Genomic DNA, 12,430 nt, shown 5'->3' on the forward strand with positions numbered 1-12,430 from the left:
ATGACCAAAAGCGCCGACACGCACTGCCCCTACTGCGCCCTGCAGTGCGCCATGACGCTCACGTCCCCTGCGGGCCTGGCCCCGGCTGCCCAGCCGGGGCCAGGCCCCGCGCCTGCACTTCCCGCTCCTGCACTGGAGGTTGCAGGCCGGGACTTCCCCACCAACCGCGGCGGCCTGTGCCGCAAGGGCTGGACCTCCCCCGCACTCCTGAACCACGCCGGCCGGATCACCGAACCGCTCCTGAAAGGTCCCGACGGCGTACACCGGCCCATAACCTGGGACCAGGCCCTGGACCTCGCCGCCCAGGCCGTGAAGGACGCCCGCGCACGCTACGGGGCGGACGGCGTCGGCGTTTTCGGCGGCGGTGGCCTCACCAATGAAAAGGCCTACATGCTGGGGAAGTTTGCCCGCCTGGCCCTCGGCACCTCCCGCATCGACTACAACGGCCGGTTCTGCATGTCCTCCGCCGCCGCCGCGGGAATGCGTGCCTTCGGCGTGGACCGCGGCCTGCCCTTCCCGCTCGAAGCCCTGGACACTGCCAGCACCATCCTGATGCTCGGTTCAAACGTTGCCGAGACCATGCCGCCGTTCGTGCAGCACCTGCGCGGAGCCCGCGACGCCGGCGGGCTGGTGGTGGTTGATCCCCGCCGTTCCGCAACGGCAGCCTTCACCGCGGACGGCGGCGGCCTCCACCTCCAGCCGCTGCCCGGCACCGACCTCACCCTGCTGCTGGGCCTGTCCCACGTGGTCATCCACGAGAACCTCGTGGACACCGCCTACATCCAGGCGCGCACCTCGGGCTATAACGCCGTGGTCCGCAGCATCAACGCCTTCTGGCCCGAACGCGTCCAGTCATTGACCGGCGTCCCCGCGGACCTTATCCGCCAGACTGCCCGCATGCTTGCCACGGGGGCACGGGAAGGCGGGAGCTACATCCTCACGGGACGCGGCGTGGAACAGCACGTCGACGGCACCGACACCGCCACCGCCGCCATCAACCTCAGCCTCCTGCTGGGCCTGCCCGGTACGGCCCGCAGCGGTTATGGAACCCTCACCGGCCAGGGCAACGGCCAGGGCGGCCGCGAGCACGGCCAGAAGGCGGACCAGCTGCCCGGGTACCGCAAGATCACTGATCCCGCCGCCCGCGCGCACGTCGCCGCCGTCTGGGGGGTTCCGGAGGAGACCATCCCCGGACCGGGCCTGCCCGCCGTACAGCTGCTGAAGTCATTGGGAAAGCCCGACGGCGTCCGGTGCCTTTTTGTGCACGCCTCCAACATTGCCGTGGCAGCACCGGATGCCAACGCTGTGATCGAGGGGTTGCGGAGCCTGGACTTCCTGGTGGTCTGCGACTTTTTCATGTCCGAAACCGCCGCCGAGGCGGACCTGATCCTCCCCGTGCTGCAGTGGGCCGAAGAGGACGGGACCTTGACCAACCTGGAGGGACGCGTGCTGCGCCGCCGCCGCGCCATCTCCCCTCCCGCCGGCGCCCGCGGCGAGCTGTGGATCATGGCCCGCCTCGCCGAGAGGCTCGACGCCCCGTCCACCTACAGCGAGGATCCGGAAACAGTTTTCGAGGAACTGCGCCGTGCCTCCGCGGGCGGGCTGGCCGACTACTCGGGCATCGACTACGCCATGCTGGACCGCGGCGAAGCCGCCTACTGGCCCTACCCGGCCGGCAGCAGCGGAACACCGCGCCTGTTCGCGGATGGCTTCGCGCACCCCGACGGGAAGGCGCAGATGGACCCGGTGGTGCCGCGCCGCCGTCGTACTCCTGCCAACGACGCCGCCGCCTCCGTGGACCCCGCCGGCAAAGCCATGACCCTCATCACCGGCCGGCTCCTGGAGCATTACCAGTCCGGCGCCCAGACCCGGCGCGTGGCCGAACTCGTCGCCGCCCAGCCTGAAGCCAGGGTCCAGATCCATCCCTCTGCGGCAGACGCCATGGGCATCGCCGCCGGATCACTGGTCTCCGTGGTGAACGGGCGCGGTGAGGTGGTCTGCCGGGCGGAACTGAGCACCGCCATCCGTCCCGAGACGGTCTTCCTTCCCTTCCACTTCCCCGGCGCGGAAAGCGCCAACCGCCTCACCGAAGCCGCCACCGATCCCATCTCCGGGATGCCCGAATTCAAGTTCAACACCGTATGGGTCCGGCCCGTGGCCGCACCCGATTCCGCCCGCATGCTGCAAACGACGGAGGCCTCATGACCGAGCAGATTGTCATCGTGGGATTCGGCCCCGTGGCCGCCAGGCTGGTGGACGAGCTCCTCCCCGCTGTGCGGACAGGGCAGGTCCAGCTCACTGTGCTCGGCGAGGAGAACGAGGGCGCCTACAACCGCGTCCTCGTGGCCGACCTCGGCGTTGGCCGGACCACCGCTGACGCACTGGCCCTTGCCGACGCCGCCGAACTCGCCGCCGAGGGCGTGGAGGTCCGGCTGGGCGTGCGCGTCAAACGCGTGGACAGGGCCCGGCAGCAGGTCCTGCTCGCCGGCGGCGCACCCGTGCACTACGACCGGCTGGTGTTTGCCACCGGGTCCCGGCCCGTCATCCCGAACCTGACCGGGATCAACCCGGATCCGGCCTCGCCCGTGCTTCCCGCAGGTGTCACGGCACTGCGGGACCTCCGTGACGCGGCTGTCCTGCGGCAGGCGGTGGACGGCGGCAAGCGGGTGGTGGTCCTGGGCGGCGGAGTCCTGGGCCTGGAAACGGCGCTGGCCGCCGCCGAGGAAGGCGCCACCGTCACAGTGGTCCACAACGGGCCGCACCCCCTGGGCCGCAGCATCGACCGCGGCGGCGGAGCCGTGCTGGCTGCCGGACTCCGGCGCTGCGGTGTCCGCGTGGCCGGCAACGCCCGCTCCACCGGCGTTGAGCACAACGCTCCCGACGGCGGCTTCTCCGCTTTGCTGCTGGACGACGGACAGGCGATTGACGGCGACCTCCTGGTCATCTCGTGCGGCGTGCGTCCCCGCACCGAGCTGGCCGATGGCTGCGGACTTTCCACCGGGACCGGGATCCTGGTGGACCACCGCCTGCGGGCACACCACGAACCGCACATCTTTGCCATCGGCGACTGTGCGGAGGTCCGCTGCCCGGACCCCGGCTGCGCCGCGTGCCGGAACTCCACCGGGCCGTCCGGGCTGGTGGGCCCGGGCTGGCGGCAGGCCGAGTGGCTGGCTGGCTATCTCACGCTGCTGGCCGCCGGCGACGCGGAAGAGGCGGAACTGCTGCCCGCCCTGCCGCCTGAACAGCCCGGCGTCGTGGTCCTGAAAGCCCGTGGCATGAACATGGCTGTGGCCGGGAACAACGCCGCCGATCCCTGGGATGACGAAGCGCTTACGGCCGGGGCAGCCAACGGCAGGGCCCGCCTGCAGGTAGCCCAGTGGGCTGATCCCGAGCATGGCCGGTACGTCAAGATGACCACGCGCGGCGGAGTGCTCGAAGGTCTGGTGGCGGTGGGCATGCCCCGCACCGCCTCAGAACTGGTGGGACTCTTTGAACGGGGCGCCGAACTGCCTGCCGACCGCTCGCTCCTCCTCCGCCTGGATGGGCCGGACCAACTGGCCGCCGCCGCCGCGGCAGACCCCGCCGGGACCGTGTGCAGGTGTGCGGGCGTCAGCGGTGCTGCCATCCAGGGAGCGGTGGAGGAAGGGTGTTCCACGGTGGCGGACGTCTCCAAGGCCACCCGCGCGGGCACTGGCTGCGGCGGCTGCCACGAGGACATCAAGGGCCTCATCGAACGGCACTTCCAGGCGGTACCGGCAGCCTGACCGTGCCCTGCACAGGATCGGCAGGGCCGGCAGCCGCTTTCTAGGCCGTACCTGCCGGGTCAAGCTCCCCGTTGGCCACGGCCTCCGCGTACTGGCTCAGGTCCGGACCCGGCTGGAAGTCCACGAACTGGTCCTTGAGCTTTTCAAACAGGAATTTGTACACCTGGTCCTTGCCAGATCCGGACAGCGACGACGCCGCTTCGCGGACAGCCTCCTGCAGGGCCCGGTCGGCGTCCAGCAGGATCTTTTCACGCGCCTGCTCGTTCCATTTCACATCCTGCAATTCCATGGGCTTCTCCTCGCGTTGACGGGTCATAAAGGTACGGCCGGGAACTTCGTTGGAAATTCCCGGCCATGCCTTGTTCGAGTTTATGCAGATGCCCGTTCAGCGGTCCAGCCTCCAGGACATCCTGCTGCTGGGCGCCCTTTTACACCCCGAACATACGACCCGCGAGCAGGTAGATTCCGTAGACACCGGAGGCCAGGAGGACACCCAGATAAGCCAGCACCAGCCGCGTATCGCGCAGGTAGCACTTGGACTTCTTGAGGCCGCGTCGGCGCGCTTTCCAGTATCCAATGAGTCCTATGGCTGCAAAGACGGACAGCGCCAGGGGGCCAGCGAGCCACCCCAACAGGGCAACTGTGGCGAAGATGCACAGACGCAGGGGATCAAAAGGCGCTTCTTCGGTGCCGTCAGGGCCGGAACCTGGTGGGGCCGAGGATGCTTCAGGAGTTGTACCGTGCCTGCCGGCCAGCAGCTGTGAGGGCAGCGGCCCGGCAGCGATCCGCCTGGCACGCGAGGCTGGGTCCATCATTCCCCCTATACCTGGCGCATCGGGAGCAGCCGGACGCCGGTGGCGGTGCTCATGCGCTGCCTCGCCAGCGAAGGCCATGCCTGCACTGCGCAGAACGGAGCGCACTGGTGTGCGCCGGCGTCGCTCTTGGTTCCTACGTGGACGCAGCATTGGGTGAGCCGCTCCTCGATCATCGTGGAGATGTCCATGAAGGGTTTGACCATGATCCGGGTGACGCGCTCCGCAAGGAGCCTGCGAAGGCGTTGTTGCTGGCCGGGGAGCTTGCCTGCCGCCAGGGTGGTCAGCGTCCCGATGCCCAAGTCGCACTGGGAGCAGATGTTCTTCCAGAGGTCCATGGTGCGGGGGTGGGACAGCGATGCCTGCTCGCTCAGCAGGTCCAGCAGCGAGGTTTTCATCAGGTTCCGCAGCTCCAGGGGGATGGAGCTGTCAGCGATCCGGTTCGCAAGGCTGTCAGGGTTCAGCTCCAGCCACGTCAGCAGTTGATCGTGCCCGATCAATGCCGTCAGGGACCTCCAGACTCCCGCGTCGTCCTTCAGCATGTAGCCCACGGAGGCGCAGTGCGGGTGGGAGCAGGGCAGTGCCGTCAGGTCATGCCAGGACACCACACCGTTGGTTTGCTCAGCCAACCTCTCCAGGACGCCTGTATGGGTGAGCCGGTCCAAGGGGTCGATGCCGTGTCCGCGTCCTGAACCGAAGACGGGCTGCAGCGCCACCCCGCCAATAAAGGGAGTCTCCAGGGCGCGCATCACCACGGCACCGACTTCGCCGTCGTTGACGCCAAGGGATGCCGTCATGGTCAGCGTGGTGAAGATGCCGGCTTTCGACAAGCGGGAGATTGCCGCGTCTTTGTAGCGGGTCAGGTCCCCGCCGCGGTGGTAAATCGACGATTCCCTGGACGGACCGTCGTACTGGAGGTACACCTCCACCCTGTCCCGGTGCCGTGCCAGCAAGGCGAGGAGGTCGTCATCGGTAGCAATCAGCATGCCGTTGCTGTTCACCATGATCCGGACGATCGGCCGGGACACGAGTTCGTCCAGCAGTTCGGCCAGATAGGGGTACAGCGTAGGCTCACCGCCGGAGAGCATCAGTACATCCAGCCGGTTGTTCTCACGGCCCAAGCGGGTGTCCACGTTGTCGAGCACCTCCTGGAGCGGTGCGACTCCCTGCAGTTGCGGGCCCGACGCCGTAAAACAGGTGGGGCAGCGCAGGTTGCAGTGCTCGATAATGTCCTGCAGGAGGATGCAGGTGTGCTGCGTCTGCATGGCCGGAAGGCCGAAGGCATAGGCCTCAGGGACAGCGCGGAAATTGTCGGCTTGGTCGGGGATGTGCTGCTTCGTGGGCGCCTGCCACTTCTCCAGGTAGCGCAGGATTTCTGCCGACTCGTCGTACAGGGTGCGGACCAGGCCATGGTCCGGGCAGCCGCGTTCGAGCCACACCCGGCCGTCACGGACAAGCAGCGCCCCGGACAGCCGCCGGACCTCGCTGAGTGGCGGGTTGGTTTCGTGGCATTGGGGGCAGAAAGCGGTCACGTAACGGTGGATCCTGTCACCGCGCAGCGGCTGGCCTGGCCCTGGCAACTGTTGAGTCGTCATGATTCGGCGCCCTTCTTTAAATTTCGGCCTGTGTGAGGGCACCCACGCAAAGTCCCCCGCCGAGCAACGTGAAAACGCCGAGCCCAATCAGTAAGCCCGCTCCGGTGCGTGACGTGCGGGGATTAACGGCAAGAACAATGGCCAGCCCCAGATAGACGGCGATCGGGACGAAGGCGGCCGGCCCGGCAAAGATGCTGGTTGCCCATGCATTCGGTGCTCCGATGCCGACTGCTGCCCCAAGGTAGAGGATGTACAGGGCCAGAGCGCCGAAAACGGCTCCGGACCCCAGATAACCACCCCGGTTTTCCCGCTTCTGCCCGCTCCCCTGTTCCCTTGGCGGCGGAACCGGCTGGTCGTCGTGGTTCATGTCAGCCCCGGACCTGGGCGAGGAACGTAACGCAAAGGCCACCGCCCAGCAGCAGGAAGGCGCCCAGGCCGATCAGCAGCCCTGTCCCCAGGCGCGAAGTCCGGGGAAAGACTGCCAGTGCGATCGCCACCACCAGATAGAGGGCGATGGGGATGAACGGGGCCGGTATGGAGAGGAAGGTGGCCGACCAGGCATAAGGCCCCCGCGCCATCGTTCCCAGGACATAGATGGCGTACAGCGCCAGGGCCCCGAAAAAAGCCCCCATGCTCATTGAGCCGGATTTCGGGGACGGCGCCGGGCCCTCCTGGTGCGGCGGTGACGGCGGGATGTCGGGCGTGTCGTCACTCATGCTGCGGTTCCTTCCATCTCCCGGCGGAGCGGTGAACCGAAGACGCGCCGGACCCGCCATACCAGAAGGGGCAACACCGCCAGCAGGAACCATTGGGGCCTGCTCATCTCCAGCCACAGCACCTCGTTGCCCCGGACGAATTCGACGACGAACCTGAAGAGGGCATAAGCGCTGACGAAGCAGATAAAGAGGTCGCCGGGGTGGGGCAGGCGGTCACGGTAGCGCCACATCAGGGCAAAGGCCGCAACGTGGAAGACAATCTCGTAGGCGAACGACGGATGAAGTCCCACCCCGGCCTGGGCCCCGGTCAGCGCGGCCTGCTCAGGAGTGAGGATGACTCCCCAGCTTCCCCCGGTCGGCGTTCCGGGGAGCTCTGTCAGGAGGCAGCCGATACGCCCGATGATGAGCGCCAGGGCTACTGCCGGGGCCAGCAGATCCCCCGTCGGTTGCCGGTAGCCGGTCAGCCGTTTCGCCAGGAGGACGCCGAGCCAGGCTCCCACCAGGCCGGCCAGGATGCTGCGGTCACCGTTGCCCCACCAGTCAGCCAGTGAAACCTGACGCGAGATGTCCCAGGTGAGCACGCGGGAACCGATGGCCCCGAACGCAACGGCAAAACCTGCAATGGGCCACAACCGGGGATCGGCAAGTCCGCGGCGGCGCTTCTCATACGCGTAGAACAGCAGGGCTGCGAGGATTCCCAGCCCGACGAAGCCGGCATGTACCAGCCCGTTTCCCGCGAAGGGAAGCCCGATCATGAGCAGAGTGTAACAACGTGTTGCCCGTGGAATGCGGGCCCTTCGGCCCTTACATGGGCGGGTGCCCTACATGTGGACGTGCAGGCGGCGGGCGGCCTCGGAGATGGATCCGGTCAGCGACGGGTAGACCGTGAAGGTGCTGGCGAGGTCGTCCACATGCAGCTTCTGCTTGACCGCGATGGAGATCGGGAAGATCAGTTCGGAGGCGTTGGGGCCCACCACCACGCCGCCGATCACCGTGCCGGAGCCCTTGCGCGCGAAGATCTTGACGAACCCGTCCTTGGCGTTGCGCATCTTGGCGCGGGCGTTGCTGCGCAGGGAGAGCTTGACGACGTCGGCCTGGTACTTGCCGGACTCGATGTCGGCTTCGGAGATGCCCACGTTCGCGATCTCGGGCGAGGTGAAGATGTTGGATGCCACCTGGTGGAGCTTGAGCGGGGTGACGACGTCGCCCATGAAGTGCGCCACGGCGATGCGGCCCTGCATGGCGGCCACGGAGGCCAGCGGCAGGACGCCGGTGCAGTCACCGGCGGCGTAGATGTTGGGGGCGGTGGTGCGGGAGACGCCGTCCACCTTGATGTGGCCGCTTTCGCTGACGGCCACGCCGGCTTCCTCGAGGCCCAGGCCTGCCGTGTTGGGGATGGACCCGAGGCAGAGCAGGCAGTGGCTGCCGGTTACCGTGGAGCCGTCGGAAAGGGTGACCAGCACGCCGTCGTCCGTACGTTCCACGGTCTGGGCGCGGGAGCGGGACAGGACCCGGACCCCGCGGCGTTCGAAGACTTCCTCCAGGACAACGGCGGCGTCAACGTCGGAGCCGGGCAGCACCCGGTCGCGGCTGGACACCAGGGTGACCTTGGAACCGAGGCCGTTGTAGGCGGAGGCGAACTCCGCACCGGTCACGCCAGACCCCACCACGATGAGTTCCTCGGGCAGCTCGTCCAGGTTGTAGATCTGGGTCCAGTTCAGGATCCGCTCGCCGTCCGGGCGGGCCGTCTCCAGCTCGCGGGGGTGTGCGCCCACGGCCAGCAGGATGGTGTCCGCTTCCACGGTTTCGGTGCCGTCCACCGTCAGGACTTCGATGGTGTGGCTGTCCAGGAGCCTGCCCGAACCGGCAATGATCCGCACGCCCAGCTTCTCCAGGGCGTCGCGGATGTCATGGGACTGGTTGCGCGCCAGGTTCAGGAGCCGGTCGTTGATGTGCTTGAGGTCGGCCCGCATCACCGGCACGAAGTCGCCGCCGTCGACGTCGAACTTCACCCCCAGCTCCCCGGCCTCGGCCACGCGGGTCATCAGGTCAGCCGTGGCAATGAGGGTCTTGGAGGGAACCACATCGGTCAGCACGGCGGATCCGCCCAGGCCCGCGCGTTCGATGATGGTGACCGTCGCCCCGAGCGAGGCGGCCACCATGGCGGATTCGTATCCGCCCGGGCCACCTCCCAGGATTGCGATCCGGGGGGAACTGAAATCTGGATGCGTAGTCACAGTCATCCATTCTCGCCCATTTGCCGCTGACCACCAAGAAGACAGGGCCCTTCCCGGGCCAGCCGTGACGGGGGCAACACGGGCGGCACGATAACTTGTACTGGTGAGTACAACAGACTTCCTGAACACGGACCCGTTTGCCGCTGCCCGCGCCGCGGCGGACTACATCGCCGAAGAGACAGGCGTGGACCGGCACGATACCGCCCTGGTCCTTGGCTCCGGGTGGGGCGAGGCAGCAGACCTCATCGGCGAGACCACCGCCACCCTGTCTGCCGAAGAAGTTCCCGGCTTCCACGCCCCCGCCGTGGAGGGCCACGTGGGCACCATCCGCTCCATCCTCACCCCCTCGGGAAAGCGGGCCCTGGTGCTTGGTGCCCGTACGCACTACTACGAGGGCAGGGGCGTCCGGGCGGTGGTCCACGGAATCCGGACCGCGGCGGCCGCCGGGTGCGGCACCCTGGTCCTGACCAACGGCTGCGGCGGACTCAACGAGGACTGGGCCCCCGGCACCCCGGTACTGATCAGGGACCACATCAACCTCACCGCGGCATCCCCCTTGGAGGGCGCCACGTTCGTGGATCTGACAGACCTGTACTCGCCCCGGATCCGCGGACTGGCCCGCGAGGTGGACCCCAGCCTGGCGGAGGGCGTGTACGCCCAGTTCCCCGGGCCGCACTACGAGACGCCGGCCGAGGTGCAGTACGCCAAGCGGATCGGCGCCGAACTCATCGGCATGTCCACGGCTTTGGAAGCTATCGCCGGGCGGCATGCCGGCATGGAAGTGTTTGGTATTTCGCTGGTCACCAACCTCGCAGCGGGGATCAGCCCGCAGCCGCTCAGCCACCAGGAAGTGATCGAATCCGGCCGCGCGGCGGGCCCGCGCATCTCCAGGCTGCTGGCCGATATCATCGCCCGGCTCTAACGCTCGCGGCGCCCGGGTGCGCCACGGGGCCGGGCAATGACGATAGCGTTATGCCCATGACGTCTTCCGATGCCGAACTTCGCCTGCTCACCGAGGCCCGCGAATGGGCTGCCCAGGACCCGGATCCCGCAACGAAGGCGTCGCTCCTTGAGCTTGTCCGCCTTGTTGAGGACGGCGATCCGGTGGCCCGGCAGGAACTGGAAGACAGCTTCCGCGGCACCCTGCAGTTCGGCACGGCCGGGCTGCGCGCAGCACTGGGCCCGGGTCCGAACCGGATGAACCGGGTGGTGGTGCGCCGCGCCGCAGCTGGACTCGCCGCCTTCCTGCTGGACGCAGTGGGCAAGGCCGCGCCGGGCACCCGGCCACGCGCCGTCGTCGGATATGACGCCCGGCATAACTCCGACGCCTTCGCGGCCGAAACGGCAGCGATCTTCACTGCCGCCGGCATCGAGACGTTCCTGCTCCCGGCCCCCCCTCCCCACTCCCCTGCTGGCCTACGCTGTCCGGGCCCTGGATTGCGACGGCGGCGTCATGGTCACCGCCAGCCACAACCCGCCCCAGGACAACGGCTACAAGGTGTACCTGGGCCGGCATGCCGTGGCGGCGGACGGTGAGGGCGCGCAGATCGTGGCGCCCTACGATGCGGAAATTGCCGCGCGGATCGGCGCCGTGGGACCGCTGGAATCCATCACGCTGGCGGAGGGCGGCTGGACCGTCCTGGATGGCTCGCTGGCGGCTGGGTATGAGCGGGCGACGGCGGCACTCACCATGCCGGACCGCTTTCCCGCCCGCGACCTGAAGGTCGTCCTCACGCCGCTGCATGGCGTCGGCGGCGGAACGGCACTGGACGTCCTGAAGGCGGCAGGTTTCACAGATGTCACCGTGGTGGCCGAACAGGCCGAACCGGACCCCGATTTTCCCACCGTCAGCTTCCCCAACCCGGAGGAACCCGGGGCCCTGGACCTTGCCCTCGAAGCGGCGGCGCAGCTGGACGCCGATATCGTCATTGCGAACGACCCGGACGCCGACAGGGCCGCCGTGGCGGCAAAAGACCCGGACACCGGTGCGTGGCGGATGCTCCGGGGCGACGAAGTGGGTTCCCTGCTGGGCGCTCATATGGTGGCGCGGCTCTCGGACGGCCAGGCCGGCGCGGAGGCCGACGGCCGGGGCGTCTTTGCCAATTCGATTGTTTCCTCGCGGCTGCTGGCCCGCATTGCCGCCGCAGCCGGCTTCGCCCACGAGGAAACACTGACCGGCTTCAAGTGGATTTCCCGGGTTCCCGGCCTGGTGTACGGCTACGAGGAGGCGCTGGGGTACTGCGTGGCCCCGGACCAGGTGAAGGACAAGGACGGCATTTCGGCCGCCGTCCTGATCGCCGAACTCGCTGCCGCCGCCAAAGCCGCAGGCAAGACCGTCTTCGACACCCTGGATGAGCTGTACCTCCAGCACGGCCTGCACGCCAGCGACCAGTTGAGCATCAGGGTGGCGGACCTGGGGCTGTTGGACGCCATGATGAATCGCCTGCGGGTTTCGCCGCCGGAATCGTTCGGGCAGTCAGCGGTGGAGGTCTTCACAGACCTGGCCGAGGGCAGCGCCGAGCTGCCTCCCACCGAGGGGCTGCTCTACATCACCCGCAACCTGACCCGGGTGATCATCCGGCCCAGCGGCACCGAGCCCAAGCTCAAGTGCTACCTGGAGGTTATCCACCAGGCAGGCTCAGCCGCGGAGTTGCCGGCAGCGCGCCAGGCCGCGCGTGCCTCACTGGATGAGGTACTGCACGACGTCAGCGAGGCGCTGGGTCTTTAACACTGCCGGGTTAAACGCCGAAGGGGCGCCAGGGCCGCTAAAGGCCCTGCGCCCCCTGAAGGTTCAGGTGCTACAGCTGTACCTCGACGAAGCCGTCGATGACGCGGGTGCTGAATGCTGCCAGCCGCAGGCCCGGGCTGGTGAAGCATTCGCCGGTCTCAAGGTCGTAGACCTCCTTGTGCAGCGGGGAGGCGATGGTAGGCCTGGTCCCCCTGGAACCAAGGATGCCGCGTGCCATGACATGGGCTCCTGTGGCCGGGTCCTCGTGTGCCACGGCGAATACTTCGACGGGGCCGGTACGGAAAAGCGCCACCTGGCGGCCTGCCACCAGGGCGGCCTCGCCCCACGCCGGTTCGAGGTCCTCCACCGTGCAGACACGGTGCCAGCCGGTATGGAATCCAGCGAGGTCTGATTCGGCGGCGAGCGCCCCAAGTTCCAGTGTTGCCGTCATGTCCGGCTCCTTCCCTGTGCCTGTTGTCCGTGCAGCCGCTGCTTTTGCGGCCGTGTCCCACGCTAGGCTCCAGGTGTTTCAAGGGGGTGCGGCGAATGTGTCCGGCGCGTAAAAGAGTCCTAACCCG

The 12,430-nt window shown here is 68.0% G+C and carries 11 protein-coding genes and 1 pseudogene; 4 read left to right on the plus strand and 8 right to left on the minus strand.

Translation table 11 applies throughout. The annotated features are described in order from the left end of the window. Both ACR65K_RS07995 and ACR65K_RS08000 read left to right on the plus strand, forming a co-directional pair. Window positions 1–2,205 carry a molybdopterin oxidoreductase family protein gene (locus tag ACR65K_RS07995; RefSeq protein WP_440152134.1) on the plus strand — a complete coding sequence of 735 codons (2,205 nt, stop codon included), beginning with the start codon at window positions 1–3 and terminating at the stop codon, window positions 2,203–2,205. Then, window positions 2,202–3,764 (plus strand): FAD-dependent oxidoreductase, encoded by a 1,563-nt coding sequence (locus ACR65K_RS08000; protein WP_440152136.1) that lies wholly within the window; start codon window positions 2,202–2,204, stop codon window positions 3,762–3,764. The genes ACR65K_RS07995 and ACR65K_RS08000 overlap by 4 nt, the downstream gene beginning before the upstream one ends. Before the next feature lie 40 nt (window positions 3,765–3,804). On the opposite strand, the gene ACR65K_RS08005 is transcribed toward ACR65K_RS08000, so the two are convergent. From ACR65K_RS08005 to ACR65K_RS08035, 7 genes are all read right to left on the minus strand, one after another. Then, window positions 3,805–4,053: a hypothetical protein gene (locus ACR65K_RS08005; protein WP_440152138.1), complete on the minus strand. Its 249-nt coding sequence runs from the start codon at window positions 4,051–4,053 to the stop codon at window positions 3,805–3,807. 139 nt (window positions 4,054–4,192) lie between these two features. After that, window positions 4,193–4,579 (minus strand): hypothetical protein, encoded by a 387-nt coding sequence (locus ACR65K_RS08010; protein ID WP_440152139.1) that lies wholly within the window; start codon window positions 4,577–4,579, stop codon window positions 4,193–4,195. A gap of 5 nt (window positions 4,580–4,584) precedes the next feature. Further along, window positions 4,585–6,171: a radical SAM protein gene (locus ACR65K_RS08015; RefSeq protein WP_440152140.1), complete on the minus strand. Its 1,587-nt coding sequence runs from the start codon at window positions 6,169–6,171 to the stop codon at window positions 4,585–4,587. A gap of 16 nt (window positions 6,172–6,187) precedes the next feature. Continuing rightward, the gene (locus tag ACR65K_RS08020; protein WP_440152141.1) at window positions 6,188–6,538 is read right to left on the minus strand and encodes a hypothetical protein; all 351 of its coding nucleotides are present in this window, start codon (window positions 6,536–6,538) and stop codon (window positions 6,188–6,190) included. A 1-nt stretch (window position 6,539) separates the two neighbouring features. After that, window positions 6,540–6,887, minus strand: coding sequence for a hypothetical protein (locus ACR65K_RS08025; RefSeq protein WP_440152143.1), 348 nt, complete (start codon window positions 6,885–6,887; stop codon window positions 6,540–6,542). Next, the gene (locus ACR65K_RS08030; RefSeq protein WP_440152144.1) at window positions 6,884–7,642 is read right to left on the minus strand and encodes a prolipoprotein diacylglyceryl transferase; all 759 of its coding nucleotides are present in this window, start codon (window positions 7,640–7,642) and stop codon (window positions 6,884–6,886) included. Before ACR65K_RS08030 ends, ACR65K_RS08025 begins: the two co-directional genes overlap by 4 nt. 66 nt (window positions 7,643–7,708) lie before the next feature. Beyond that, window positions 7,709–9,124 carry an NAD(P)H-quinone dehydrogenase gene (locus ACR65K_RS08035; protein ID WP_440152145.1) on the minus strand — a complete coding sequence of 472 codons (1,416 nt, stop codon included), beginning with the start codon at window positions 9,122–9,124 and terminating at the stop codon, window positions 7,709–7,711. 103 nt (window positions 9,125–9,227) lie between these two features. On the opposite strand from ACR65K_RS08035, the gene ACR65K_RS08040 reads away from it, so the two are divergent. Together ACR65K_RS08040 and ACR65K_RS08045 are read left to right on the plus strand one after the other, a co-directional pair. Further along, window positions 9,228–10,046, plus strand: a complete 819-nt coding sequence (locus tag ACR65K_RS08040; RefSeq protein WP_440152147.1) for a purine-nucleoside phosphorylase — start codon at window positions 9,228–9,230, stop codon at window positions 10,044–10,046. Window positions 10,047–10,102: 56 nt separating this feature from the next. Beyond that, a pseudogene (locus ACR65K_RS08045) lies at window positions 10,103–11,852 on the plus strand (phospho-sugar mutase). A 70-nt stretch (window positions 11,853–11,922) separates the two neighbouring features. Here ACR65K_RS08045 and nirD read toward each other — a convergent pair. Then, the gene (gene nirD / locus ACR65K_RS08050; RefSeq protein ID WP_056332251.1) at window positions 11,923–12,303 is read right to left on the minus strand and encodes a nitrite reductase small subunit NirD; all 381 of its coding nucleotides are present in this window, start codon (window positions 12,301–12,303) and stop codon (window positions 11,923–11,925) included. Between the last annotated feature and the right edge of the window lie 127 nt (window positions 12,304–12,430).

Source organism: Arthrobacter sp. SAFR-179 (genome assembly GCF_059414945.1).

What these genes read in the sequence shown, in the direction of transcription:
- ACR65K_RS08010 (WP_440152139.1), bottom strand. Translation starts at nt 4,579, where the DNA reads ATGATGGACCCAGCCTCGCGTGCCAGGCGGATCGCTGCCGGGCCGCTG.
- ACR65K_RS08000 (WP_440152136.1), top strand. Translation starts at nt 2,202, where the DNA reads ATGACCGAGCAGATTGTCATCGTGGGATTCGGCCCCGTGGCCGCCAGG.
- ACR65K_RS08005 (WP_440152138.1), bottom strand. Translation starts at nt 4,053, where the DNA reads ATGGAATTGCAGGATGTGAAATGGAACGAGCAGGCGCGTGAAAAGATC.
- ACR65K_RS08030 (WP_440152144.1), bottom strand. Translation starts at nt 7,642, where the DNA reads ATGATCGGGCTTCCCTTCGCGGGAAACGGGCTGGTACATGCCGGCTTC.
- nirD (WP_056332251.1), bottom strand. Translation starts at nt 12,303, where the DNA reads ATGACGGCAACACTGGAACTTGGGGCGCTCGCCGCCGAATCAGACCTC.
- ACR65K_RS08020 (WP_440152141.1), bottom strand. Translation starts at nt 6,538, where the DNA reads ATGAACCACGACGACCAGCCGGTTCCGCCGCCAAGGGAACAGGGGAGC.
- ACR65K_RS08015 (WP_440152140.1), bottom strand. Translation starts at nt 6,171, where the DNA reads ATGACGACTCAACAGTTGCCAGGGCCAGGCCAGCCGCTGCGCGGTGAC.
- ACR65K_RS07995 (WP_440152134.1), top strand. Translation starts at nt 1, where the DNA reads ATGACCAAAAGCGCCGACACGCACTGCCCCTACTGCGCCCTGCAGTGC.
- ACR65K_RS08025 (WP_440152143.1), bottom strand. Translation starts at nt 6,887, where the DNA reads ATGAGTGACGACACGCCCGACATCCCGCCGTCACCGCCGCACCAGGAG.